At 63.6% G+C, this 24,308-nt stretch carries 20 protein-coding genes; 8 read left to right on the top strand and 12 right to left on the bottom strand.

Annotated elements, in window-relative coordinates:
* Positions 1 to 46: 46 nt before the first annotated feature.
* From F3J24_RS00675 to F3J24_RS00660, 4 genes are read right to left on the bottom strand one after another with little or no spacing between them, the layout of a single operon-like run.
* A complete protein-coding gene (locus tag F3J24_RS00675) occupies positions 47 to 556 on the bottom strand; it encodes a MaoC family dehydratase (protein WP_167001871.1) in 510 nt (169 codons plus the stop codon).
* A 25-nt stretch (positions 557 to 581) separates the two neighbouring features.
* Positions 582 to 1,811: a CaiB/BaiF CoA-transferase family protein gene (locus F3J24_RS00670; protein ID WP_167001869.1), complete on the bottom strand. Its 1,230-nt coding sequence runs from the start codon at positions 1,809 to 1,811 to the stop codon at positions 582 to 584.
* Complete coding sequence (locus F3J24_RS00665) at positions 1,808 to 3,055, bottom strand: CaiB/BaiF CoA-transferase family protein (RefSeq protein WP_167001867.1); 1,248 nt, start codon at positions 3,053 to 3,055, stop codon at positions 1,808 to 1,810. The genes F3J24_RS00670 and F3J24_RS00665 overlap by 4 nt, the downstream gene beginning before the upstream one ends.
* On the bottom strand, positions 3,052 to 4,032 hold the full coding sequence (locus F3J24_RS00660; protein ID WP_167001865.1) for a tripartite tricarboxylate transporter substrate binding protein: 981 nt from the start codon (positions 4,030 to 4,032) through the stop codon (positions 3,052 to 3,054). Before F3J24_RS00660 ends, F3J24_RS00665 begins: the two co-directional genes overlap by 4 nt.
* Before the next feature lie 114 nt (positions 4,033 to 4,146).
* On the opposite strand from F3J24_RS00660, the gene F3J24_RS00655 reads away from it, so the two are divergent.
* Complete coding sequence (locus F3J24_RS00655; RefSeq protein ID WP_167001863.1) at positions 4,147 to 5,055, top strand: LysR substrate-binding domain-containing protein; 909 nt, start codon at positions 4,147 to 4,149, stop codon at positions 5,053 to 5,055.
* Between the two features lie 36 nt (positions 5,056 to 5,091).
* Here the strand turns inward: F3J24_RS00655 and F3J24_RS00650 are convergent, their stop codons facing one another.
* From F3J24_RS00650 to F3J24_RS00620, 7 genes are all read right to left on the bottom strand, one after another.
* Complete coding sequence (locus F3J24_RS00650) at positions 5,092 to 8,502, bottom strand: error-prone DNA polymerase (RefSeq protein ID WP_167001861.1); 3,411 nt, start codon at positions 8,500 to 8,502, stop codon at positions 5,092 to 5,094.
* On the bottom strand, positions 8,495 to 10,015 hold the full coding sequence (locus F3J24_RS00645; protein ID WP_167001859.1) for a hypothetical protein: 1,521 nt from the start codon (positions 10,013 to 10,015) through the stop codon (positions 8,495 to 8,497). Before F3J24_RS00645 ends, F3J24_RS00650 begins: the two co-directional genes overlap by 8 nt.
* A 1-nt stretch (position 10,016) precedes the next feature.
* A complete protein-coding gene (gene imuA, locus F3J24_RS00640; protein WP_167001857.1) occupies positions 10,017 to 10,940 on the bottom strand; it encodes a translesion DNA synthesis-associated protein ImuA in 924 nt (307 codons plus the stop codon).
* Between the two features lie 282 nt (positions 10,941 to 11,222).
* Positions 11,223 to 12,575, bottom strand: coding sequence for an HD-GYP domain-containing protein (locus F3J24_RS00635; protein WP_167001855.1), 1,353 nt, complete (start codon positions 12,573 to 12,575; stop codon positions 11,223 to 11,225).
* Positions 12,576 to 12,769: 194 nt separating this feature from the next.
* Positions 12,770 to 13,408 carry a 3-oxoacid CoA-transferase subunit B gene (locus F3J24_RS00630; protein WP_003055433.1) on the bottom strand — a complete coding sequence of 213 codons (639 nt, stop codon included), beginning with the start codon at positions 13,406 to 13,408 and terminating at the stop codon, positions 12,770 to 12,772.
* Between the two features lie 30 nt (positions 13,409 to 13,438).
* Positions 13,439 to 13,915: a DUF3806 domain-containing protein gene (locus F3J24_RS00625; protein ID WP_167001853.1), complete on the bottom strand. Its 477-nt coding sequence runs from the start codon at positions 13,913 to 13,915 to the stop codon at positions 13,439 to 13,441.
* A 3-nt stretch (positions 13,916 to 13,918) separates the two neighbouring features.
* Entirely contained in the window at positions 13,919 to 14,617 is a 699-nt protein-coding gene (locus F3J24_RS00620) for a CoA transferase subunit A (RefSeq protein ID WP_034375901.1), read from the bottom strand.
* A 74-nt stretch (positions 14,618 to 14,691) separates the two neighbouring features.
* On the opposite strand from F3J24_RS00620, the gene F3J24_RS00615 reads away from it, so the two are divergent.
* The 7 genes from F3J24_RS00615 to F3J24_RS00585 all read left to right on the top strand — a co-directional run bounded on the left by F3J24_RS00615 (position 14,692) and on the right by F3J24_RS00585 (position 23,890).
* A complete protein-coding gene (locus F3J24_RS00615) occupies positions 14,692 to 15,234 on the top strand; it encodes a PAS and helix-turn-helix domain-containing protein (RefSeq protein ID WP_003055436.1) in 543 nt (180 codons plus the stop codon).
* 343 nt (positions 15,235 to 15,577) lie between these two features.
* Positions 15,578 to 17,779 (top strand): catalase/peroxidase HPI, encoded by a 2,202-nt coding sequence (gene katG, locus F3J24_RS00610; protein WP_167001851.1) that lies wholly within the window; start codon positions 15,578 to 15,580, stop codon positions 17,777 to 17,779.
* A 207-nt stretch (positions 17,780 to 17,986) separates the two neighbouring features.
* Positions 17,987 to 18,457 carry a CopD family protein gene (locus F3J24_RS00605; protein ID WP_205244562.1) on the top strand — a complete coding sequence of 157 codons (471 nt, stop codon included), beginning with the start codon at positions 17,987 to 17,989 and terminating at the stop codon, positions 18,455 to 18,457.
* Between the two features lie 218 nt (positions 18,458 to 18,675).
* Positions 18,676 to 19,251, top strand: a complete 576-nt coding sequence (locus F3J24_RS00600; RefSeq protein ID WP_370527693.1) for a MarR family winged helix-turn-helix transcriptional regulator — start codon at positions 18,676 to 18,678, stop codon at positions 19,249 to 19,251.
* Between the two features lie 61 nt (positions 19,252 to 19,312).
* Positions 19,313 to 20,797 (top strand): efflux transporter outer membrane subunit, encoded by a 1,485-nt coding sequence (locus F3J24_RS00595; RefSeq protein WP_167001847.1) that lies wholly within the window; start codon positions 19,313 to 19,315, stop codon positions 20,795 to 20,797.
* 150 nt (positions 20,798 to 20,947) lie between these two features.
* On the top strand, positions 20,948 to 22,261 hold the full coding sequence (locus tag F3J24_RS00590; RefSeq protein WP_167001845.1) for an HlyD family efflux transporter periplasmic adaptor subunit: 1,314 nt from the start codon (positions 20,948 to 20,950) through the stop codon (positions 22,259 to 22,261).
* A 15-nt stretch (positions 22,262 to 22,276) separates the two neighbouring features.
* Positions 22,277 to 23,890, top strand: coding sequence for a DHA2 family efflux MFS transporter permease subunit (locus tag F3J24_RS00585; RefSeq protein ID WP_167001843.1), 1,614 nt, complete (start codon positions 22,277 to 22,279; stop codon positions 23,888 to 23,890).
* Between the two features lie 69 nt (positions 23,891 to 23,959).
* Here F3J24_RS00585 and F3J24_RS00580 read toward each other — a convergent pair whose 3' ends face one another.
* Positions 23,960 to 24,289 carry a hypothetical protein gene (locus F3J24_RS00580; protein ID WP_167001840.1) on the bottom strand — a complete coding sequence of 110 codons (330 nt, stop codon included), beginning with the start codon at positions 24,287 to 24,289 and terminating at the stop codon, positions 23,960 to 23,962.
* Between the last annotated feature and the right edge of the window lie 19 nt (positions 24,290 to 24,308).

Here is a 24,308-nt window from a genome sequence, read left to right as displayed (position 1 = left end):
ACAGGGATGTGCGCACCGGTGCAAAGGCATCCGCTGCAGCGCGGACCTAAGCTCCGCGGCCGGCCAGCAGGCGCACGGCGGTATAGACCATCACCTGCTGGCGACGCTGGTTGTAGACCTCGATCCGCGAACTCACCACCGCGCGACCGCCTTTGCTCGTTGGCTTGATGTCGATCACTTCGACCAGCGCCTCAATGGTGTCGCCCACCACCACGGGAGCCAGAATCTTCTGGTGCAGCTCAAGCATGGCCAGGCCCGTGCCCTGGATCATGCTTTGCAGGATGAAGCCTTCGATCAAGGTATAGGTGAGCGCGCCCGGCACCGGGCGGCCCTGAATGGCACCGCCGTCGTAGCCGTCCTCGATGAAGATCGCCTCGAGCATGCCCGTGGTGTTGATGAAGTTGACCAGATCGGTCTCGGTCACCGTACGGCGAAAGGTGCGCAGTTGCTGGCCTACCCGCAGGTCCTGCCAGACAAAACCCTGGCCCATGCGCGGCGTGTCTGCCAGCGCCGCGGCACGGTTTTCAGTAGAAGAAATCAAATTGCTCACGCTCATTCTGTCTCCGCTTCATGCTGTTTGTTCAGCAGTCCTTCGACTGCAAGGCCGCAATGCGCGCGTCGTCCCAGCCTGCCTCGCGCAGCAATGCCTGTGTGTGCTCGCCCAGGCGCGGAGGCATGCCTATGGGTGGCTGGGTGCCGTTGATGCGCACGGACGAACGCGGAAATTTCACAACCCCCATCGCGGCATCCTTCTTCTCGACAAAAAAGCCGGTGGCCTGCAAGTGCGGGTCATGGGGCAGATCGTCGATGCGAGTGACCGGGGCTGCTGGAATCTCCAGCTCTTCGCAGCTGGCCAGCCAATAGGCAGTGTCCTTTTGTGCCACGTAGCCGCTCATCGTCTCCAGCAGCTCGGCGATGTGGCGGGTGCGCATCGCCTGGGTGGCAAAGCGCTGGTCCTGTGCCAGCTGCGGCTGACCGACGGCCGCAAAGAAGCGGCGCCAGTGCGCATCGGTGTATGGCATCAGGCAGACATGGCCGTCCAGCGTCCTGTAGGGCTTGCGCCAGGGCGCCATCACGCGCGGATAGCCTGCGCCACTCTGCGCGGGTGTGAAGTGCATGCCGTAGAAATGCTCCACCAGGTTGAAGCCCGCCATGGTTTCGTACATGGGCACTTCCACATAACTGCCCTCGCCCCTGCGCTCACGCTGGTAGAGCGCCGCCAGCACCGCATGCGCCGCTACCAAAGCGCAGGTCTTGTCGGCCGCAATCGTGGGCAGATAGCGGGCCTCGCCCGTCTGGCGCTGCATGAGATCGGCCAGGCCACTCATGCCCTGGATTACGTCGTCATATGCAGGCTGCCCGGCATAGGGACCGTCTTCGCCAAAACCGTGCAGGCCCACATAGATAAGGCGCGGGTATTGCTTGCGCAGGCTGTCCGGATCGAGCCCTAGCCTGGCCAGCTTTTGCGGGCGCATGCTGTGCATGAGCACATCGGCGCCCTGCAACAGCGCATGCAGCGCGGCCTGCGCCTGCGCTTGCTTGAGGTCCAGCACCACACTTTTCTTGCTGCGGTTGGAGCCCATGAACATTGCCGCCATGCCAGGCTCCAGCGCCGGGCCGGTGTGGCGCGTGGAGTCGCCTTCCGGCGGCTCGATCTTGATCACCTCGGCGCCGTAGTCGGCCAGCACTTGGCTGGCCATGGGGCCGAAAATCACGCTGGAAAGATCCAGCACCCGCACCCCTGACAAGGCCCCCTGGGCTTGGTCCTGGCCCGCGATGCGCGTGTGCTTTAACGACTCCTGGCTGCTCATCCCAATACCCCACTGTCCTGATAGGCCTGCATTTGCTGGACAGACAGGCCCAGATGGCGCTCCAGGAGTTCCCGTGTGTGCTGACCCAGCTGAGGCGGTGCATGGCGGTACGTCACCGGTGTGTCCGACAGACGGATGGGACTGGCGACCAGCGGTACCTGGCCTGCCTTGGGATGTGTCATGGCGATCTGCATGCCGCGAGCCCTGACCTGCGGATCCTCGAACACTTCACGCACCGTGTTGATGGGGCCGCAAGGCACGGCATGTTGCTCCAGCAGTTGCACCCAGGCCCTGGTGCTGCGCGTGAGCGTCACGCGGCGGATCATCTCCACCAGCTCGGCTCTATGGGCCAGCCGCGCCGCATTGCTGCAGAAGCGCTCGTCCTCGGCCCATTCGCTCCTGCCTGCCGCATGGCAGAAACGGGCAAACTGGCCGTCATTGCCCACAGCCAGGATCATGTGGCCGTCTTCGGTCGGGAACTCCTGGTAGGGCACCGTGTTCGGATGCGCGTTGCCCATGCGCTGCGGCACCTGGTCCCCGTACAGATAGTTCATGCTCTGGTTGGCCAGACAGGCCACGCCGACATCGAGCAAAGCCAGATCTATGTGCTGGCCGCGCCCCGTATGCTCGCGGGCCTGCAGGGCCGCCAGAATCGCCGTGCTGGCATAAAGCCCGGTGAGGATGTCGGTCAGCGCCACGCCGACCTTCATGGGGCCGCCTCCGGGCTGGCCATCGGCATGGCCCGAAATACTCATCAACCCCCCCATGCCCTGGATCAGAAAGTCATAGCCCGCACGATGCGCATAGGGACCATCCTGGCCAAAGCCCGTGACCGAGCAGTAGACCAGGCGGGGATTCAGGGCACTGAGGCTCGCGTAATCAAGCCCGTACTGCGCCAGGCCGCCAGTCTTGAAGTTCTCGATCAGCACATCGCATCGGGCCGCCAGCTGGCGCACGATCTCCCGGCCTTCGCCGCGGGTGAAGTCCACGGAAATCGACTGCTTGTTGCGATTGGTGCACATATAGTAGGCCGACTCCCCCGTCGGCAGGCCTTCGGGGTCTGTCACGTGGGGCGGGCCCCAGGCACGCGTGTCGTCACCGCTGCCGGGTCTTTCCACCTTGATCACCTCGGCCCCCAGATCACCCAGGGTCTGTGCCGCCCACGGGCCCGCCAATACCCGCGAAAGATCGAGCACCTTGATGTGCTGCAGCGCCTGTGCCGGCCGGCTGTCGCTGGCTTTCATTGCAGGGGAACCTTGGCCTTGACGACGATGCGCTTCCACAGCGCGATTTCGTTTTTCTGGAATTCATGCATCTGTGCCGGGCCACCGGTCATGGGAATGGCCCCCAGACGCTCGTAGAAGGCACGGGTTTCATCCATCTTCGAGATGGCGGTGAAAAGCTCGGCGAGCCTGGCAGTCTCTGCGACCGGTGTCTTGGCGCTCACCATGGCACCCACCCAGGTGTAGGCCTCGAATCCGGGCAGACCGGCCTCGGTGGCCGTGGGTATCTCCTGGGAGGTACTCACGCGCTTGTCGGAGGCCACCGCCAGGATCTTGACGCGCCCTCCCCGGGCCAGTTCCTGCACTGCCGTAACTTCCGCGAAGGTGTAGTCCACCGTCCCTGAAGCGACGGCCGTGGTGGTCTCCCCTGCGCCCTTGAACGGCACATGCACAGTTTCGATCCTGGCAGCGTCGTTGAGCAGCTCTCCCATCAGCTGATAGCCTGCAGAGCCGGCCCCGAAATTCACCTTCCCCGGGTTGGCCCTGGCATGGCTGATCAGGCCCTTCAGATCGGAGTAGGCCGCTTGGGGCGCGACGGCCAGCATGGCCGGCGAGCGCATCATCATGGTCAACGGCGCAAAGTCCGTTAAGGGATCGTAGGGCAGATGCCTGAACAGCGCTGCATTGACCGCCAGCGTTGAATTGCTGCCGATGAACACGGTATAGCCATCGGCGGGCGCCGACAACACCTGCTTGACGGCGATGAAGCCGTTGGCTCCTGCCTTGTTTTCCACGACCACGGGCTGGCCTGTGAGCTCCTGAAGCTTGCGCCCGAAATAGCGTGCCGAGGTGTCGGTGCCGCTGCCCGGACCAAAGGGCACGATGAGCTTGATCGGCTTGGAAGGGAAGGCCTGGGACTGAGCCATGGCGGGCATGCCTGCGGCGAGCAGGCCGTAGCCCAGCAAGGCCGCCAGCAGGTATCTGCGTGCTTGCTTCAAGTTTGTCTCCTGATACGGAATTGCTGCCGTGTTTTTCTTGTGAGCTCACTTTAGGCAGGCGCAAAATTAATGTCTAATATTAAAAATTTCATTTCTGATATCCATTGAATATCAATGAACCTGAAGCAACTGAACCAGTTCATCGCTCTGGCCGAAACCGGCAACTTCCACCGTGCCGCAGAGCAGTTGCATATGGCTCAGCCGCCGCTGTCCATCTCGATTCGCAAGCTGGAGGAGGAGTTGGGCAGTGCCCTGTTCGATCGCACCAGCACCGGCGTCGTGCTGACGCCTGCCGGCAAGGCCATGCTGGAGAGCGCACGCGCCACCCTGTTTCATGCCGAGCAATGTCGCCAGGCTGTACGCGATACCAGGGAAGGTGTGGGCGGCCTGATACGGCTGGGCTTTGTCGGCTCGGCCACCTACGAACTGCTGCCGCGCCTGATCCCATCGTTTCGCGACCGCTACCCCAAGGTGGGACTGGAGTTCTATGAGGCGACCAGTGCCGAAATCCTGGAAGGGCTGACAACCCGGCGCTTTGATGCCGGCCTGCTGCGCTACCCCGTGCTGGAGCTTGACGAAGGTATCGAACTCACGCCGCTGGATCAGGACGAGTTCGTGCTGGCCGTCTCGGACAGCAGCCCCCTGGCGCAGCGCGACGCAATCGCTCTGTCCGAGGCAGCGCACGAACCTTTTGTGATGTATCCACAGGACACGGTACCCAGCCTCGCCGCGCTGGCCAAGCTACGCTGCCAGCAATCGGGCTTCACCCCCCGCATCGCCCAGGAGGCCATGCAGGTGCAGACCATCATGAGCCTGGTGGCCTCCGGCCTGGGCGTGGGGCTGGTCGCAGGCGTATCGCACCTTGTTCAGCCACGCGGCGTGAAATGCCTGTCCCTGTTGGACAACCCGCCCGGATTTCATGTGGGCATAGCACTGGTGCATTCGACCGTACCGGGCAGCCGGGCCGTGGAAAAGCTCATTGAACATGCGCTGCAACATGCCAAGCTGCCGGCCGCGCCCTGAATTCGCAGCGGCCAGCGCACACCGGTCTCGGCGGGCTCAATGAAAATCGCGGCTGTTCAGCCCGACCTCGGCAAACCGCCCCAGCCAGCGGGTCACATTCCTGGCCTTCATCACGACCAGATGGCGAACCGCAGGTTCCTGCCCGGTCCGGGCCTCAGGCATATCCCCTGCTGATTCCGACGCATCCAGTTGCGGGGCCGTGCTGCGCTGCCAGACGCCCTCCACGGCCAGCAGACGCGAAGCGAGCAACGCAGAGCGCCAGCGGGCAAAGGTCTGGCTCCAAACCACCAAGTTGATGACGCCGGTTTCGTCTTCGAGCGTGATGAACAGCGTGCCGTTGGCGGTAGGCGGGCGCTGGCGCACGGTAACGATGCCACAGGCGCGTACCTTCTGTCCTGGCAGCATCTGACGCAGCTCGGCTGCAGTCTTCAGCCCATGGCGCGCCAGCCTGGGACGCAGCAAGGCCAGCGGGTGGCGTCGCAGGCTCAGGCCGGTGGCGGCATAGTCAAACATGATTTCCTCGCCCTCGGCGGCCTGGGGCAACTCAAGCCTCGGCTCATGAATGGCGGCCTGCGCAAAAATGGGCGGCAGACTGACCTGCGCAGCAGCATCCCACATTTGCTGGCGACGGTGACCGGCCAGGCTGCGCAGCGCATCCGCCGCAGCCAGGGCTTCCATATCCGCCTTGTCCAGCCAGGCCCGGATGGCCAGATCGCTCACGTCCTTCCAGGCAGCCTGCGCAGCTTCGCGCTCGATTCGCAGCGCTGCGGCCTTGCCCAGCCTGGCAACCCGGTTCAGCCCCAGACGTACGGCCGGCTGAGGCTGGGCCACGCCGCGCATCGCTTGCAGAGGGCCTTCCAGCGTGCAATGCCAGTGGCTATGGCAAACATCGACCGGCAGCACGCGCACGCCATGGCGGCGCGCATCCTGCACCAGTTGAGACGGCGAATAAAAGCCCATGGGCTGGGCATTGAGCAGCGCCTGCAGAAAGATGGCCGGCTCATGGCGCTTGAGCCAGGCGCTGGCATAGGCCAGCAGCGCAAAGCTGTAGGCATGACTTTCAGGGAAGCCATATTCGCCAAAGCCCAGCATCTGCGCAAAGATGGCCTGAGCGAATTCCAGCTTGTAGCCACGCGCCACCATACCGTCGATCAACGGACGCTCGAACTTGTGTACGCCGCCCTTGCGCTTCCAGGCCGCCATGGAACGGCGCAGCTCATCAGCCTTGCCGGCCGAAAACTTGGCAGCATCGATAGCGATCTGCATCACCTGCTCCTGGAAAATGGGCACGCCCAAGGTGCGTTTGAGCGCATTTTCGAGCTCCGGCTTTTCCAGCTTGAGCGGCAGCTTGCGGCGTGCACGCTCGCGTGCCAGCAGATAGGGATGGACCATGCCGCCCTGAATCGGGCCGGGCCGCACGATGGCAACCTCGACCACCAAGTCATAAAAAGTGCGCGGCTGCAGGCGCGGCAGCATGCTCATCTGGGCGCGGCTTTCGATCTGGAAAGTACCCACGGTATCGGCCTGGCAAATCATCTCGTAGGTCGCGGCATCCTCCTGTGGAATCTGGTGCAGCTCCCATGGCTCGCCGCGCCAGCGGGCGCGCTCGTTCAAGGCATTGCGCAACATGGTGAGCATGCCCAGGGCCAGCACATCGACCTTGAGCAGGTTCACGACATCGAGATCGTCCTTGTCCCACTGAATGACGGAGCGCTTGGCCATCGTGGCAGGCTCCACGGGCACCAGACGTGTGAGCTTGCCCTCGGTCAGCACGAAGCCGCCCACATGCTGGCTGAGGTGGCGCGGGCTGTCCTTGAGCTGCCAGGCCAGCTCTATCCAGAGGCGCAGCTGATGCATGCCCACTGCGCAATTCATTTCGCGTGCCAGCACCTCGGCCTCCTGGAGCTTGCGCTGCACCCAGTCTTCGGGCAGTGCTTCGGGTGCCTGGTCTTCCTGTGCCGAATCCGCCGCCTCGGCATGCGTCTGTGCTTGCGCCTGGGCATGCTCGCTGAACCAATACTGCCCCTTGGCCAGGGCATCGATCAGATCGGCCGGCAGGCCCAGCGCCTTGCCCACATCGCGCAGCGCGCTGCGGCTACGCCAGCAGCTGACCACGGCCGTGAGCGCGGCGCGGTCACGCCCGTACTTGCCGTAGATGTACTGAATGACCTCTTCGCGCCGGGCATGCTCGAAGTCCACATCGATATCGGGCGGCTCGCTACGCTCCTTGCTGATAAAGCGCTCGAACAGCAGATTGCCACCATGCGGGTTTACCGCGGTGATGCCCAGGCAGTAGCAGACCGCAGAATTGGCCGCCGAGCCGCGCCCCTGGCAGAGAATGCCGACGCTGCGCGCATAGCGCACGATGTCATGCACGGTGAGAAAGTACATCTCGTACTTCTTGTCCTCGATCAGCGCCAGTTCTTTGTGCAACTGGTCGTGTACTTTCTCGGGAATGCCCTGGGGATAGCGCCCCGCCGCGCCCTCCCAGGTCAGCCAGGCCAGGGTCTGCGTGGCCGTCATGCCGGGCAGCACGCTCTCTTGAGGATAGTGGTAGCGGATCTCGTCCAGAGTGAAGCTGCAGCGCCCGGCCAGCTCCAGTGTCGCCTCCAGCATGGCTCTGGGGTAGAGCGAGGCCAGCCGCAGACGCGAGCGCAGATGCCGCTCGGCATTGGGCTGCAGCGCAAAGCCGCATTCGGCCACGGTGCGTCCCATGCGGATAGCCGTGACCACATCCTGCAGAGGCTTGCGCGAGCGCGCATGCATATGGACATCGCCGCAGGCCAGCAAGCGCAGCCCCAGCGCCGCGCCCGCCTGCTGCAGGGTCTGCAGCCACAGGCTGTCGTCGGGCGCCAGGTGCAGCTCCATACCCAGCCAGAGGTTTTCAGCATCAAGATAGCTCGAAACACTTTCCAGGCAGGCCGTTACAGCTATCAAATCCGATGCATCCAGCTTCCCGCGCTGCGGCAGCAGCAGGCACTCGCAGCCTTGATTCAGCAGCTGCCAGGGGCTGGATTCATCGACCAGATACTCCCCTTTGGCAGCCCGGCTGCGTGCAACGGTAATGAATTCACAGAGATTGCCCCAGCCCTGCAGATCACGCACCAGCACCACGATCCTGAGCGGACCCCAGGCGAATTCGCTGCCATGGATCAGATGCAGGCCGCAGTCCCGCGCCGCTTCAAAGGCGCGCACGGCACCGGCTACCGAGCATTCGTCGGTCAGCGCCAGCGCCGCATAGCCCAGGCTTTTGGCCCGGTGCACCAGCTCTGCAGGCGATGAAGCACCGCGCAGGAAGCTGAAGTGCGAGAGACAGTGCAACTCGGCATAGGCCAGCGGCCCTCTGCCCATGCCCTGAGCCACGGGAATGGCCGGTATCGCGGCAGGCGGCGGCCCCGCCAGCCGCAGAGCGGGAGCGGGCGGCTCGGCCATGATCTGCTCAGCCATACATTCCTTGCGCAAACCAGCTGGCAGGGCTGGCGGTCATGCCCATCAGGTGTTCGCAACGGACGCGCTCGCGGTAAATCCAGACATGTCCGACCACTGCGTTATAGGCCACGAAATAGTCACGCTCGGCGAGGCCGGCCGGTGCAGCAGCCTGGGCATCGCCAGCCGCATCCCACCAGCCGGACTCCAGCCTGTAGGGCCCTGCCCTGAGCTGCAGCGGCCCATGCCATTGGGGACGATTGCCCTTCACTGGCAAGGCCTGGGGCTGGGGCAGCAGCCAGGGGGGCCACAGGGCTTGCCAGGGGTCGGCACAGCCAGGCTGACGGCCGCGATGCGTGCCTTGCTGCCTGAGCTGCGCTCCCGCTCCAGCCTGGGTAGCATCTCTTGCCGCAGCCGGATTCTTGCTCTGTAGCAAGGGCGCAGCAGCTTGCCAGCGCTGCATGCGCTCGGGGCGGTGGTCGGCCAGCGGCTGCACCATCTGCACGACCTCCTCGCCCCAGCGGGCGCTCAGGCGCTCCACCCATTCATGCCAGGCCAGACTGCCCAACGGGCTCTGGCCCTGGGCGCCAGGCAGGCAACTCAGCGGCTCGGCCGCCCAGGCAGCCGTCTCCAGCGCCTGCAACTCCAGCATGTCCACAGGTGCGCGCCAGCGCTGCTGGCCCAGGTGCTCACGCAGCAGGCGCTGCAGATGCGCCATGCCCTGCGTGGGCTGGGCTGTGCGGATGACAAGCGATTCCCAGGCCGGCAGCTCCTGGCCGTCGATACGGCGCAGATCGTAGTGCCAGCGCAATTGCAGTGCCAGCACCGCATGATGACGGGCCTGCAGCCAGGACTGCAGCGCGCGCAACAGCGGCTGCGCAGCATGGAGCACGGCATCTGCATGGTGGGCCGGATAACCCAGGTCGTGGCGCAGCTCGAATTGCTGAGGCAGTTGCAGCCAGTCAAGCGGCTGGGGCAACAGACCATAGGCCTCGTCAAGCGCACGCAGAGCCTTGGCTCCAATACGGCGCGACAGCCCCGCGCGCGGCAGTGAGCGCACATCGCCCCAGCATCGGCAACCCAGGCGCAGCAGCACGGTGCTGTGCTGCTCCAGGGCGCTCAGCGTCCATAGCGGCAGCGCATCGGCATGCGGCGATGACTCAGGCACGGACAAAGGAACAGGGACGGAGCCGCAAGGCCGGCCCTGCTGCAGCCGCAGCCGTGCCAATGCCTGCCAGGCCGTGCCGCCCTGTCCGCGCAGCGGCTGCACTGCCGCATCGCCGCCCCCGGTCTCCGGCGGGCCGGACACAGCGGCCTGACAGGCCTGGGCAAAAGCACTGTCCAGCCGCGCCAGCAAGACCTCGGCACCGCCCCAAAGACGCTGCACCATGCTGGTCTCCATGAGCAAGGCGTCTTCGAGCAAGGCCACACGCGGCGAAAACTCCAGCGCCCACCAGCAGGCGCTCTCGGGCACCGGGCTTGACTCGCTCAGGCAAGCCAGAGGCCAGGCGATCCAATGCTCTGCACTGCCCATCTCATGCCTCCGTCATCCAAGGCGAGGCTGTTGCAGGAGCGGCGGCTGCCATGCGCCCTTGCATGAGCATGGCAGCCTCCTCGCTCTGGCGCGCATGTCTTTGTGCCTGTGCCTGCAGCACAGGCTGCCAGGCCCACTGCGAAAGCGGAATCTGTATGGGGCGCTCCAGCAAAGGCCCACGGCGCTTCAGTATCTGTATCTGCAAACCCGGCGCCAGCTGGGCAGCGGAGACTGTCGTGACTCTCTCCAGTCTCAACCGCAATGCGGCGGGAGTGCTGCACGGCTCAGCCTGCGACTCCTGCCATAGCCACAGAGGCCGCCCCTGCGAAGCGGCAGCCAGTTGCAAGCGGCGCAGCGTGGACGTGGGAAGTTCGGGCAACCAGGCCAGCACCGCCAGCACATCCCGGCAATGCAGCGCCTGCTCGCAGGCCCAGGCAAGATCCTGGGCACTGCGCCCCGGCTGCACTGCGCACAGCCGCTTCGCGTCAATGCCGGCAGCCTGCAAGGCCGGGGCGAAGGGCAGATAGGGCGGAGCCACCAACACCAGCTGCCCCATCCGCGTATCCCCGCGAGAAGCCGCATGCTGCCGCACTCCTGCGGCCAGCGCGGGCAACAGCAAGGCCCACTCCGCATGGCAGTGTGCGGGTTGCTGCAGCTGAATCAAGGCATTGCCGGGCCAGCCGCCACCGGGCAGCTCGCAGTCCAGTGCCGTATGGCCACTGGGCCAGACATTCCGGCAGGCATCCAGCTGCCAGTCCGTGCCGCGCCAGACACCCGAAATCTGTATGGTGGACAAATGTGGGTGGCCCGCAGCTGGCAGACTTGGCCGCACGCCCTGCCCTGCACCAGCCTGCGGCCGGACAGACTCCGTCATGCCTGGCTGTGAGCCAGGACGGGCCAAATATGTCTGGGACTGGGTGTGCATAGGAATATTCTTAAATACTGTACAAATATACAGTTATTGGAATTTCCGTGCAAAACAAGGCCCTAAGGCCAGTAGCAGATGCTGCCTACCCTTGTTGATCGGGCATCACGCGCTATCAAAAATACTTTTCGGAATGCCGCAAGCAGACGCGGCAAAGCACGCCGCGCTGCGGCGTGATGCAAAAAATATTGAAGAAATACCCGCTTAGCGCCCGTCCATAAAGCGCTTGCAGCTATCAAACTTGAAGAAAGCCGTCGCGGGCAAAACTCGCAGTCAATGCCCTCAATTGAGCGACTGCCTGTCGGCATTCATGGCCGAGCTGCGACCAGCCTGCGGCATCAACTGGGCACAGGCCTCGCACCATTCGGCCACGGCAACTTCCAGCGTGGAGCCGCCCTCCCCCAGCGTGGGCCAGCGGCGCTGGCAGTCGTTCATGATGGCCTGCAGCTGCCACAGGGCCTCGCGGTTGACCAGGGCCAGCTCGCTCATGCCCAGGGCGTCATCCTTGAGGTAGCTCAGCACATCCAACTGCTGGCTGGGGTGGGAGCCCGCCTCGGCCAGCTGCTTTTGCAGTTGTGCAAGATTGGTCTCCACAAGCACCGCCGCCTGCGCATCAGGCATTTGCTGCCAATGCTCGGGAAACTCGCGCCGGAGCTCGCTCCATTTGCGCAGCGCGGCCTCCAGCGCCGCGATGCTGTGCGAGAACTCGGCCTGCAGCGGCGCCAGAGGCTTGCCGGGACTGATTTCGTCGTAGAGCAGCGGCAGAATCAGGTTCACCAGATCGGCCGGATAGCTCTTGTGGTTCATGCGCAGCATGAGCGACAGGCGCTGGCCCGGCATATCCGTGAATTTCTCGAAGAAGGCCGAGACCACCTCGGCCAGCAGCAGCACCTGCCCCATGGGCGAAATGGCGTTACCCTTGATGCCGCGCGGATAGCCGGAACCATCCATGCGCTCATGGTGCTCGAGCACGGCGATTTCCACGGCGCGCGAATACAGTTCTGTGCTGCGCACCACCAACATGGCGGTGACGGAATGCGCGACCAGATGCTTGCGTTCCTCGCCGCTCAAGCGGTGGTCCGGGTCGGTCCAGATCGGGTCCATATAGAGCATGCCTACATCGTGCAGCAGCGCGGCCGTGGCCAGCGGCACGCATTCGCGCTCGGTCCAGCCGTTCTTGAGGGCCAGAAAGATCGCCACCAGCGTCATCTGCAGGCTGTGCTGGTAGAGGTCGGAGCGCTGCTCGCGCATGACGGTGAGCTTGAAGGCAATGGCCTGAGGCAGTAGCAAGCTCTTGAGCGGTGCCAGCAGACGCTCGACATCGCCGATGGACGCCACCATGCGATGCAGCAGATCGACCTGCTCACATTGCTGGCGCGCCAGAGCGACCAGAGATGCCACGTCGACCAGGTCGCCCGTGATCAGGTTGGCATCGATGGGGTCACGCAGCTTGTGCATGACCAGACGGTCATAGAGACGACTGTCAACACGTGTGCCTTTGTCCACCAATTTCATGCCCTTGTCGGTATAGATTGCATCGCCTGTCATGACCTCCGTATGCTCGGCCATATCGGTGACTGCGCGCAAAAAATGTACATCGGTCTCGTGCCCCTGCGCACCAGCGTTCTCACTCATCAAAGCGCTCTTTTTCTGTCTGCTCAATCAAACTCGATTGTTGCAGATTGCAATAATTTGTGGGCCACAATTAAAGCAAAAACAGCTTACATCGCTTGTTCTATCAACTCCGGTAGCTATTAATTCTGCTGATTCCGCAGAAAAAGCAAAAAAAGAACCGCCGCAGCGGTTCTTGCCCGGGAGCGCAGCGCCGCTTATTTCAGCAGCGTCACACCGGTCTTGGACTGGATCTCGTCAAAGCTCACGCCCTCGGCCAGCTCCACCAGCTTCAGGCCCTCGGGTGTCACGTCCATCACACCCAGATCGGTGATGATGCGATCCACCACGCCCAGACCCGTCAGCGGCAGGGTGCAGCTGGGCAGAATCTTCAGGTCGGTCGTGCCGTCCTTTTTCTTGGCCACATGTTCCATGAGCACGATGACGCGCTTGACGCCCGCCACCAGGTCCATGGCTCCGCCCATGCCCTTGACCATCTTGCCGGGAATCATCCAGTTGGCCAGATCGCCTTTTTCGGACACCTGCATGGCGCCCAGAATGGACAGATTGATCTTGCCGCCGCGGATCATGGCAAACGACTGGTCGGAGCCGAAGATGGCCGATCCGGGAAGCGTGGTCACGGTCTGCTTGCCGGCGTTGATCAGGTCGGCGTCGACCTGGTCTTCGGTCGGGAAGGGGCCGATGCCCAGCATGCCGTTCTCGGACTGCAGCCACACTTCCTTATCACCCGTATGGTTGGCCACCAGTGTGGGAATGCCGATACCGAGGTTGACGTAGAAACCGTCTTCGAGTTCTTTGGCCGCGCGCGCGGCCATCTGGTCTTGGGTCCAGGGCATAAGAGCCTCCTGAATAAATCTTGATTGACGTTATTGGTAGTCGCCGGAGTCGATCATGGACTGCAGGTGCGAAATCACACCATCGAGCAAGTACAGCAGATCGACGCTCTGGCCGTCTTCGAGCCGTTTGAGGACCATGTCGCGAGCCCCCACCTGGATGCTGGTTTCGCGATAGCGCACAACGGGGTCGGTTCCCCACTCGTCGCTCACCATATGCCAGTCCATATCGTCCATTTCGCAGCTCAGCGCGTCCCCCAGCACCACTCCCAGTCCTCGGGCCAGCAGCAGGTTGTCGGCCGATACCAGGCCGCAATCGAGCAACTGCTGCAACTGAGCCAAGCCAGAGCGGTCCATGCTCCAGTCGTTCAGCCCCAGTTCACGGGCCGCAACCTGGCACACCAGCAAGCGCTCGCGGTCCAGTTGCTCCAGCTCCTGCGCAGCCAGCGCACGAAAGACTGGTACGTCGGCCTGGGCGGCAGCCTCGGGCGAATAGGACGTATCCGCCATGGTTCAGGCTTCGCGCACGGTGCGCTTTTCGATGCGCTTTTCGGGATTGGCGTTGTGCACGATGCGGTGCACATAGATGCCGGGCAGATGGATGTCGTCAGGAGCGATCTCGCCCACTTCCACCAGCTCCTCGACCTCCACCACGCAGACCTTGCCGCAGGTGGCTGCTGCAGGGTTGAAGTTGCGCGCCGTCAGGCGGAACTGCAGATTGCCGCTCTTGTCCGCGCGCCAGGCCTTGACCAGGGATACATCGGCCACGATGGCGTGCTCCATCACATAGGTCTCACCATCGAACTCGCGCAATTCCTTGCCCTCGGCCACCAGCGTGCCCACACCGGTCTTGGTGAAGAAGGCGGGAATGCCCGCACCGCCGGCGCGCATCTTCTCGGCCAGCGTGCCCTGAGGCGTGAATTCCAGCTCCAGCTCACCGGCCAGGTACTGGCGCTCGAACTCCTTGTTCTCGCCCACATAGCTGGAGATCATCTTCTTGACCTGGCGGGTATCCAGCAGCTTGCCCAGACCAAAGCCGTCCACGCCGGCGTTGTTGGATGCCACCGTGAGGTTCTTGACGCCGCTGGCGCAAACCGCATCGATCAGGGCCTCGGGGATACCACACAGGCCGAAGCCGCCAACGGCCATCAATTGCCCGTCGGCCACCACGCCCTGCAGCGCCGCTTCTGCGGATGGGTAGAGCTTTTTCACACATGTCTCCTTGAAATTGGATGCGCTACGATACTACGTACTTGAGTAAGTAGTTTTTCGTAAAGAGCAGTACCATGGTTGTGGATTACCGGCTGGCGTTCGATGCCGCCCCCGTAGGTCTCGTCATCTCGCGCAACCGCATCATGATTGACTGTAATCGGCAATTGTGTGAAATGTTCCATGCCTCGCGCGAGGTACTCATAGGACAGACGTTCCAGGTGCTATACCCCAGCGTTGACGAATACGAGCGCCTGGGCGCGCGCATCGCCCCCATCCTGAACACCACGGGCATCTACTCCGACAACCGCATCATGAAGCGCGCCAATGGCGAGGTGTTCTGGTGCCATGTCAGCGGTCGTACGCTGGACCGCAACGACCCCCATGCCTCGGGCATCTGGAGCTTCGAGGACCTCTCGGCCCATCGCCCCGTCAAGGCCGAGCTCACAGGCCGCGAACGCGAAGTGGCTGCACGTCTTCTCGAAGGCATGACCAGCAAGGAAATCGGCAAGGCACTTGCCATCAGCCATCGCACCGTGGAAATCTACCGCGCCCGGCTGATGCGCAAATATGGCGCCTCCACCGCAGCCGATCTGGTGCACAAGCTGGTAGCTGGCTGAGCCGCTGCCACAACTGAGGCCGGGTAGGTCAACGACCTGATTTGATGGTTCATGCTTGTGCAAACAGGCAGGCTCGCATACGCTCAAAAAGTCATAGTCTCAGTCACTTTGCGAAGTACCTGAACCCGACTTTGCGTCGGCTCAAGACTCAACCCATATTTCTTCCTATGGCGCTGCTTAGTAATTTCAATAGCACAACACGCCCTTCAGGCCAGCCGCGCACCGATAATTCATCTCAACCAATCGCCAATAGCTATTGAGTTGAATTGATTGATATCAATAATTGATTGATATCTGTTTCCTGGACCTACCGACCTGTCGGATCGTTGAAACGGAGAGCCCCATGACTACTGAATCCAAGTGCCCCTTCCACCAAGGACAGAACAGCGAGACCGCTGCCGCAGGCAACGCCACCAGCAACAAGGACTGGTGGCCCAATCAGCTGCGCGTGGATCTGCTGAGCCAGCACTCCGCCAAAAGCAACCCCTTGGGTGAAGACTTCAACTACGCCCAGGCTTTCCAGAAGCTGGACTATGAAGCCGTCAAGCGCGACCTGCGCGCCCTGATGACCGACTCGCAGGACTGGTGGCCTGCCGACTTCGGCCACTACGGCCCCCAGTTCATCCGCATGGCCTGGCACGCAGCCGGCACCTATCGCATTCAGGACGGTCGCGGCGGCGCAGGCCGCGCCCAGCAGCGCTTTGCCCCGCTCAACAGCTGGCCTGACAACGTCAACATTGACAAGTCGCGCCGTCTGCTGTGGCCGATCAAGCAAAAGTACGGCAACCAGATTTCCTGGGGCGACCTGATGATGCTGTGCGGCAACGTCGCACTGGAAACCATGGGATTCCGCACCTTCGGCTTCGGCGGCGGTCGCGTGGACACCTGGGAACCCGATCAGGATGTGTACTGGGGTGCCGAGAAGGAATGGCTGGCACCCACCCAGAACCCGCACAGCCGCTATAGCGGCGAACGCGACCTCGAGAACCCACTGGCCGCCGTGCAGATGGGTCTGATCTATGTCAACCCCGAAGGCCCGGACGGCAATGGCGACCCCCTTTCGGCCGCGCATGACATCCGCGACACCTTTGCCCGCATGGCCATGGATGACGAGGAAACCGTGGCGCTCATCGCCGGCGGCCACACCTTCGGCAAGACCCATGGTGCGGGCCCCGCCAGCCATGTGGGCGCCGAGCCCGAAGCCGCCGGCCTGGAAGCCCAGGGCCTGGGCTGGGCCAGCAGCTTTAAGTCCGGCAAGGCCGGCGATGCCATCACCTCCGGCCTGGAAGTGACCTGGACCCAAACTCCTGCACAGTGGAGCAATTTCTTTTTCGAGAACCTGTTCAAGTACGAATGGGTGCAGGAAAAAAGCCCTGCCGGTGCCATTCAGTGGGTGGCCAAGGACGCTGGCGATGTCATCCCCGATGCACATGGCGGCCCCAATAAAAAACCCACCATGCTGACTACCGACCTGTCGCTGCGCATGGACCCGGCCTACGAGAAGATCTCGCGCCGCTTCCTCGAAAACCCACAGGCTTTTGCCGAAGCCTTTGCCCGCGCCTGGTTCAAGCTGACCCACCGCGACATGGGCCCGCGTGCACGCTACCTGGGCCCCGAAGTCCCCAAGGAAGAGCTGATCTGGCAAGACCCCATCCCCGCAGTCAAGCATGAACTGGTCAACGACGCCGATGTAGCCGCCCTCAAGGCCAGGCTGCTGGCATCGGGCCTGTCGGTGCAGGAGCTCGTCGCCACGGCCTGGGCATCGGCCTCCACCTTCCGCGGCTCGGACAAGCGCGGCGGCGCCAACGGTGCCCGCATCCGCCTGGCTCCGCAAAAGGACTGGGCAGCCAACAACCCTGCGCAACTGGCCAAGGTACTGGGCAAGCTCGAGGAAATCCAGCGCGAGTTCAACAAGGCCGCCGAGGGCGACAAACGCATCTCGCTGGCCGACCTGATCGTGCTGGCCGGCAGCACGGGCGTTGAAAAAGCGGCCGCAGACGCCGGTGTGAAGATCAACGTGCCCTTCACTCCCGGCCGCGGCGACGCCAGCGACGAGCAGACCGATGCCGAATCCTTCGCACCACTGGAGCCCAAGGCCGACGGCTTCCGCAACCACCTGCAAGGACGTTTCCCGGCACCCGCCGAAGCCCTGCTGATCGACAAGGCCCAGTTGCTGACGCTCACGGCCCCCGAGATGACCGTGCTGATCGGCGGCCTGCGTGCCATCAACATCAACACCGCCGGCAACCACGGCGTGCTGACCCAGACTCCGGGCAAGCTGACGAACGACTTCTTCGTCAACCTGCTGGACATGGGCACACAGTGGCAGCCCCTGGAAGATGGCAACTACGAAGGCGTGGACCGCAAGAGCGGCGCCAAGAAGTGGATCGGCACCCGCGTGGACCTGGTCTTCGGCTCCAACGCTGTTCTGCGCGCCGTGGCCGAGGTCTATGCCGAGAAGGGCAACGAGCAGAAGTTCTACCAGGACTTCGTCGCTGCCTGGGTCAAGGTCATGGAGCTGGACCGCTTCGACCTGAAGAAGTAATGCGATGCTCGGGGTGAAGACCCCGGCTCCAAAAATCTGCAATAAAAGAGCTGCCAGCGCCTTTCAATCAGGCGCTGGCAGCTCTTTTTCAGGAACAAGCGCATCAGGCCTGAGCTCGCGAAAGTCCCGCCATTTCGGCCTGAGTGCTCCACCCACAGGACGATCTCCGTTAGGCTTGCGATGTTTCCCAATCAAGCCCCACAAGTCATGCTTTTCATCCTGCTTAAACTTCTGCACCTTCTGGCCATCATCATCTGGGTCGGCGGCATGTTCTTCGCGCATTTCTTTCTGCGCCCTGCCGTCCAGGGTCTGCAGCCGCCCGAGCGCGTGACGCTGATGCATGGTGTGCTGCAGCGCTTTTTTGCCTGGGTCATGGTGCTGGTAGTCGTCGTGCTGGCCACCGGCATCGGCATGATAGGCAGCATTCACGCCATGGCCGCCCAGGCCGGCGGCCAGTTCAACATGCCGGTCAACTGGATTGTGATGAGCATTCTGGGCCTGGTGATGATGGCTGTTTTCGGTCATATCCGCTTCGCACTGTTCAAGCGCCTGAATGCTGCCGTACAGCTCAAGGACTGGCCCGCAGGCGGCAAGGCGCTGGAGAGCATCCGCAAATGGGTTTCCTTCAACCTGGCCCTTGGCCTGGTGATCGTGGTCGTGCTGCGCGTGCCGCTCTGAGCCTGCTGCCGCCTTCTGCGAGCCCGATCTTCATGGCCGGGCTTTTTTTGGGGTCCGACAAGGCTCTGACACAAACCAACAATGCGCAAACTGCTTTTGTTTTCATAGCAAAAAAATCAACTAGTGCAAAGGCAGCACCCATCTCATTCAAACCTTGCTGACATTTTTCTGCAGCTGCACAATAATTGCCGACTCAATCATTGATTAAGCAAATATTGGTGGCGCCATTGCAAAACCAGACCGACCCCATCATCGACCCGCAGGACGAATCCAGCTTCTTCTACCAGGCAGGGGTCTACGCGCCGGACAAAAGCATTGGCTTTCTCATGCGGCGTGTACTCAGCTCCATCCTGCAGCTGGCCGACGCCCAGCTGGCCGAGCAAGGACTGACCTATGTGCAGTGGCTGCCGCTGTACAAGCTGCTGGTCTGCTCCGACACCAACAGCAGCACGCTGGCCAAGGACCTGGGCATGGACCCGGCTTCGGTAACGCGCGCACTGGACCGCATCGAGGCCAAGGGGCTGCTGCGCCGCGAGCGCTCCACCACCGACCGGCGCGTGGTGCATCTGGTGCTCACCGAGGAGGGGCGCAGCGTCGCCACCCAGGTGCCCAAGGTGCTGACCAAGGTGCTCAACGGCCATCTGCGCGGCTTCAGCCACAGCGAATGCACGCTGATGCTGTCCATGCTGCAGCGCATGCTGGTCAACGGCGATGCGCTGCGCGAGGCCCTGACCCAGGAGCCCGCCAGCCCCCCCATCCAAACGAACGAGGCAGGCCGCGACCCCGGGGGCTAGGCTGGCCTGCTGCCTACTTTTTTCACCGCCCTATTTCAATAAAAACCACTGGCACTTTTCCATGACCTCTAGACCTTCACGCAAACCCGCCACCGAGTGCGCCCCTGGCCGCCCGCTGCTGGCAACCGCAGCACTGGCCGCTGCGCTGACACTGGCAGGCTGTGCCTCGCAAGGGCCGGCACACCAGCCGCTGACACGACTGGGCTCGGCCGATGTCGGCCTGAACGACTCCGCCAGCCTCAGCACTGCAGATGCCACGGCACTCGCCTCCTCCCAATGGTGGACAGGTCTGGGCGATGCCCAGCTCAATCAGCTCATCGATCAGGCTCTGGCCGGCAGCCCCAGCCTGGCCGCCAGCAACGCCCGCTTTGAAAAAGCCGCAGCCCTGGCCACGGCCAGCAGCACGGCCAGCGATGTGCGCGGAACGCTGAGCGCCGACGCTACACGCCAGCGCTACACGGCCAACGGCATGATTCCCGCCCCCATTGCGGGCAATATCTACAACAGCGGCAATCTGCAGGCCGGCCTGTCCTGGTCGCCCGACATCTTCGGCAAGCATGCCGCGGACCTGCAGGCCGCGCTGGGCCAGGCACGCGCCGCCAAGGCCGACAGCGCTGCTGCCGCCAACCAGCTGGCCGCACAGGTGGCGCGCAGCTATATCGCCCTGGCACGGCTGATTGCCCAGAAGGAAGTGGCAGAACGCACGCTGGGCCAGCGCCAGTCATTGCTGAACCTGAGCGAGCAGCGCACCCGAGCGGGCCTGGACAGCCAGGTGGAGCTGACCCAGGCCCAGGCCGGCATGCCCGATGCCCAAACCCAGATCGAGATGCTCGGCGAACAGATCACGCTGGCGCGCCGCACGATTGCCGTGCTCTGCGCCCAGGCGCCCGACGCACAGAATGCGCTCTCGCCCAGACTGTCGGTGCTGCGCATCCAGCCCGTTCCCCAGGCTCTGGGCGCGGATCTGCTGGGCCGCCGCCCCGATGTGGTTGCCGCGCGCTGGCGCGTGGAAGCGGCCACGCAAGGCATTGAATCCGCCAGGGCCGACTTCTACCCCGATGTGAATCTGACCGCCTTTGTGGGCCTGAACGCGCTGGGCCTGGACAATCTGCTGCAAGGCAGCTCGCGCCAGATGGGCATTACGCCTGCGCTGCGCCTGCCCATCTTCGACGGAAAGCGCCTGCGCGCCCAGTTGCGCGGCAAACAAGCCGATCTCGACACCGCCATTGCCCAGTACAACGGCGCCGTGCTCGATGCCGTCAAACAGGCCGGCGACGCCATTGCCTCCGTGCAATCGCTGCAGCGCCAGCAGCAGCTGCAAACCGAGTCGCTGTCCAAGGCCGAGCGTGCCTATGACTTTGCCGTGCAGCGCTATCAGGCCGGCCTGGGCAGCCAGATCACCGTGCTCAACACCGAAACCCAGCTCATCAACCAGCGCCGTCTAGCCGTGGACCTGCAGGCGCGCGAACTCGACACCCGCGTGGCCCTGGCCGCTGCCCTGGGCGGCGGCTGGAGCGACGACACCCCGGCTGTTGCCGTGAAATAAACATCGGACTCAATAAATCAATAGCTGCTACCGCTTTACTGCCATTGAATTCAAGGCAAAAACGCTCTCAATTCATTGATTGACAAGCGCTAGCAGATCCTCTTTTTCAATAGCGCAAAACCGCTTCACAGATAACAAAGCGCCAACATCATGACCGACACCAAGCCTACTCAGAACGCTCCCCAAGCTCCTGCCGCCGCTACGCCCAGCGCCAACCCTGCGGGCCGCCGCAAGGGCCTGACCATCGTGGCGGCCGCTGTCGCCGTGGCCGCCATCGCCTGGGGCGGCTGGCACTGGATGGTGGCCCGCAACTACCAGACCACGGACAACGCCTATGTGGCCGGCAATGTGGTGCAGATCACGCCCCAGGTCGGCGGCACCGTGATCAGCATCGGCGCCGACGATACCGACTATGTCCGGGCCGGCCAGTTGCTGGTGCAGCTGGACCCTGCCGACTACCTGGTGCAGTTGGCCCAGGCCGAGTCGCAGTTGGCCCAGACCGCGCGCCAGACCCGTACCCTGTATGCCAACAACGCCCCGCTGGCCGCCCAGGTGGCCCAGCGCGAAGCCGATCTGCTGCGCCTCAAGGCCGATGCCGCCAAGGCCAACGACGATGTGGCACGGCGCCGCCCGCTCACGGCCACCGGCGCCGTGGGCAAGGAAGAGTTTGACCATGCCAAGGCCCTGGCCACGGCCGCCAGCAACGCCGTGGCGGCCGCAGAAGCCGCCGTGCGCGCTGCCAAGGCCCAGTTGACGGCCGCCGAAGCCCAGACCAAGGGCACGACGGCCGAGGACTTCCCTGCCGTCATGGCGGCCGCAGCCAAGGTGCGCGAGGCCTATCTGGCCCTGCAACGCACGCGACTGATCGCCCCCGTGGACGGTTTTGTGGCCAAGCGCGGCGTGCAACTGGGCCAGCGCGTGGCCGCCGGCTCGCCGCTGCTGACCGTGGTCGATCTGCACAAGCTCTGGGTGGATGCCAACTTCAAGGAAAGCCAGCTGGCCGATCTGCGCATGGGCCAGAAGGTGGAGCTGACCGCAGATGTCTACGGCGACAAGACCACGTACGAAGGCAAGGTCGTGGGCCTGGGCGCGGGCACGGGTGCGGCGTTTGCGCTGCTGCCCGCGCAGAACGCCACCGGCAACTGGATCAAGGTGGTGCAGCGCGTTCCCGTGCGCATCAGCCTCGAGCCCGAAGCGCTCAAGCAGCACCCGCTGCGTGTGGGCCTGTCCATGGACGTGAAGGTCGATATCCGCGACAAGGATGGCCAGGCCTTGGCCAGCACGCCGCGCACCGAGCCCGTGGCCCAGACCACTGTCTATGACGGCAGCCTGGCCCAGGCCGAGCAGCGCATCCAGCACATCATCGCGGGCGACAAGCTGCCTGCACTGACCCAGCTGGCCGATCTGCCCGCCCCGGTCGCACCCGCTGAGCCCGCCCAGCCTGCAGCCCAAGCTGCGCAATAAGACGCGGAATCAGCCATGACTTCCACCACCTCTGACGACCCCGGAGCGGGCGCCTCGCCACCGGCTCCGGCGGCCCGCCCCATGCCGCCAGCCATCGCCCCGCTCAAGGGCGCGCAGCTCGCTCTGGGCACGCTGGCACTATCGCTGGCCACGTTCATGAACGTGCTGGACTCCTCCATCGCCAACGTGGCCATTCCGGCCATCTCCGGCGATGTGGGCGTCAGCCCCAGCCAGGGCACCTGGGTCATCACCAGCTTTGGTGTGGCCAATGCCATCTCCGTGCCGCTGACGGGCTGGCTCACCCAGCGCTTCGGCGCCGTGCGCCTGTTCACCATGAGCGTGCTGCTGTTCGTGCTGACCTCCTGGCTCTGCGGCTTTGCCTCCTCGCTGGAGATGCTGGTGCTGTTCCGCGTGCTGCAAGGCGCCGTGGCCGGCCCCATGATTCCGCTGTCGCAGACCCTGCTGCTGTCCAGCTATCCGCCTGCCAAGGCCGGTGTGGCGCTTTCGCTCTGGGGCGTGACGACCCTGGTCGCACCCGTGGTGGGGCCGCTGCTGGGCGGCTGGATCACGGACAATATCTCCTGGCCCTGGATCTTCTACATCAACGTGCCCGTCGGCCTGCTCTCGGCCCTCATGACCTGGAGCATCTACCGCAACCGCGAAACGCCCACGCGCAAGCTGCCAATCGACACCGTGGGCCTCTCCCTGCTCGTGCTCTGGGTGGCGGCGCTGCAGCTGATGCTGGACAAGGGCAAGGAGCTGGACTGGTTTGCCTCCAATGAAATCATCGCCTTTGCGGTGATCGCTGTCGTGGCATTTGCCGTGTTCGTGGTCTGGGAGCTGACCGACGCTCATCCCGTCGTCGATCTGCGCCTGTTCAAGCGGCGCAACTTTGCGGCCGGCTCGATCGCACTGTCGATTGCCTATGGTCTGTTCTTCGGCAATGTGGTGCTGCTGCCGCTGTGGCTGCAGCAATGGATGGGCTACACCTCCACCTCGGCCGGCCTGGCCCTGGCGCCGGTGGGCCTGCTGGCCATCCTGCTCACGCCCATGGTGGGTCGCAAGGTCGGTGTCTGGGATCCGCGCAAGATGGCCACGATTGCCTTCATCGTGTTTGCCATGGTGCTGTGGATGCGCTCGCAGTTCACCGTGGAGACCAACTTCGCCCACATCCTGATTCCCACGCTGATCCAAGGGGGCGCCATGGCCTTCTTCTTCATTCCGCTGACCACCATCACGCTGAGCGGACTGACGCCGGATCGCATTCCTGCCGCCGCAGGTTTGTCCAACTTCGTGCGGATCACGGCCGGCGCCATGGGCACCTCGATTGCCACCACGCTCTGGGAAAGCCGGGCTTCCATGCACCATGCGCATCTGACCGAGCTGCTGGTGCAGGGCCAGGGCACGTTTGCCAACACGGTCAAAAACCTGCAGGCAGCAGGCATGAGTGCCGAGCAGGCCTATGCCCAGATCAACCGGCTGATCGATCAGCAGGCCTTCACGCGGGCCGCCGACGACATCTTTCTGGCGTCGTCCTTTCTGTTCCTGACCCTGATCGTGCTGATCTGGTTCACCAAGCGCCCCGCCTCTGCCGCAGGAGCCTCCGACGCAGCCGCCGGCGCACACTGACAAACTTCAGGCAGAATTGGCTGGAAGCGATTGACCCACAATCGCTTCCAGCTATTTTTTTGATAGTTTCTAGGCGCCGGCAGCCTGCTTGTCCAGGCGCCGCAAAAAAACCTGCAGCTCCTTGACGACCTGGGCATCGCCCTTGGTCTGGGCACAGCTCAGCCCTTGCTGCCAGGCGGCGCGTGCTGCCTGTGCATCGCCCAGCGCCAGCTCCACCTTGCCAAGCTGCTTCCAGGCGACAGAGTATTCGGCATCCAGCGCCGTGGCCTTGCGCAGATGCTCGCGCGCCACGGCCATCTGCTCTTCGTCGGCATAGGCCTTGCCCAGGGTATAGCGCAGCAGCGCACCGTCCTTGCCGGCCGCCAGCATGCTCTCCAGATTGTGAACCATGGGATTCATGTGTATTTGCTCCTCAGAC

Origin of the sequence: Comamonas sp. Tr-654 (assembly GCF_011752915.1) — a bacterium.
Taxonomy (GTDB): Bacteria; Pseudomonadota; Gammaproteobacteria; order Burkholderiales; family Burkholderiaceae_C; genus Comamonas.
The sequence above is the reverse complement of the archived record's forward strand: the minus strand, read 5'-3'. Positions and strand labels throughout refer to the sequence as shown.

What these genes read in the sequence shown, in the direction of transcription:
- F3J24_RS00675 (WP_167001871.1), bottom strand. Translation starts at nt 556, where the DNA reads ATGAGCGTGAGCAATTTGATTTCTTCTACTGAAAACCGTGCCGCGGCG.
- F3J24_RS00670 (WP_167001869.1), bottom strand. Translation starts at nt 1,811, where the DNA reads ATGAGCAGCCAGGAGTCGTTAAAGCACACGCGCATCGCGGGCCAGGAC.
- F3J24_RS00665 (WP_167001867.1), bottom strand. Translation starts at nt 3,055, where the DNA reads ATGAAAGCCAGCGACAGCCGGCCGGCACAGGCGCTGCAGCACATCAAG.
- F3J24_RS00655 (WP_167001863.1), top strand. Translation starts at nt 4,147, where the DNA reads ATGAACCTGAAGCAACTGAACCAGTTCATCGCTCTGGCCGAAACCGGC.
- F3J24_RS00650 (WP_167001861.1), bottom strand. Translation starts at nt 8,502, where the DNA reads ATGGCTGAGCAGATCATGGCCGAGCCGCCCGCTCCCGCTCTGCGGCTG.
- F3J24_RS00645 (WP_167001859.1), bottom strand. Translation starts at nt 10,015, where the DNA reads ATGGGCAGTGCAGAGCATTGGATCGCCTGGCCTCTGGCTTGCCTGAGC.
- imuA (WP_167001857.1), bottom strand. Translation starts at nt 10,940, where the DNA reads ATGCACACCCAGTCCCAGACATATTTGGCCCGTCCTGGCTCACAGCCA.
- F3J24_RS00635 (WP_167001855.1), bottom strand. Translation starts at nt 12,575, where the DNA reads ATGAGTGAGAACGCTGGTGCGCAGGGGCACGAGACCGATGTACATTTT.
- F3J24_RS00630 (WP_003055433.1), bottom strand. Translation starts at nt 13,408, where the DNA reads ATGCCCTGGACCCAAGACCAGATGGCCGCGCGCGCGGCCAAAGAACTC.
- F3J24_RS00625 (WP_167001853.1), bottom strand. Translation starts at nt 13,915, where the DNA reads ATGGCGGATACGTCCTATTCGCCCGAGGCTGCCGCCCAGGCCGACGTA.
- F3J24_RS00615 (WP_003055436.1), top strand. Translation starts at nt 14,692, where the DNA reads ATGGTTGTGGATTACCGGCTGGCGTTCGATGCCGCCCCCGTAGGTCTC.
- katG (WP_167001851.1), top strand. Translation starts at nt 15,578, where the DNA reads ATGACTACTGAATCCAAGTGCCCCTTCCACCAAGGACAGAACAGCGAG.
- F3J24_RS00605 (WP_205244562.1), top strand. Translation starts at nt 17,987, where the DNA reads ATGCTTTTCATCCTGCTTAAACTTCTGCACCTTCTGGCCATCATCATC.
- F3J24_RS00595 (WP_167001847.1), top strand. Translation starts at nt 19,313, where the DNA reads ATGACCTCTAGACCTTCACGCAAACCCGCCACCGAGTGCGCCCCTGGC.
- F3J24_RS00590 (WP_167001845.1), top strand. Translation starts at nt 20,948, where the DNA reads ATGACCGACACCAAGCCTACTCAGAACGCTCCCCAAGCTCCTGCCGCC.
- F3J24_RS00585 (WP_167001843.1), top strand. Translation starts at nt 22,277, where the DNA reads ATGACTTCCACCACCTCTGACGACCCCGGAGCGGGCGCCTCGCCACCG.
- F3J24_RS00580 (WP_167001840.1), bottom strand. Translation starts at nt 24,289, where the DNA reads ATGAATCCCATGGTTCACAATCTGGAGAGCATGCTGGCGGCCGGCAAG.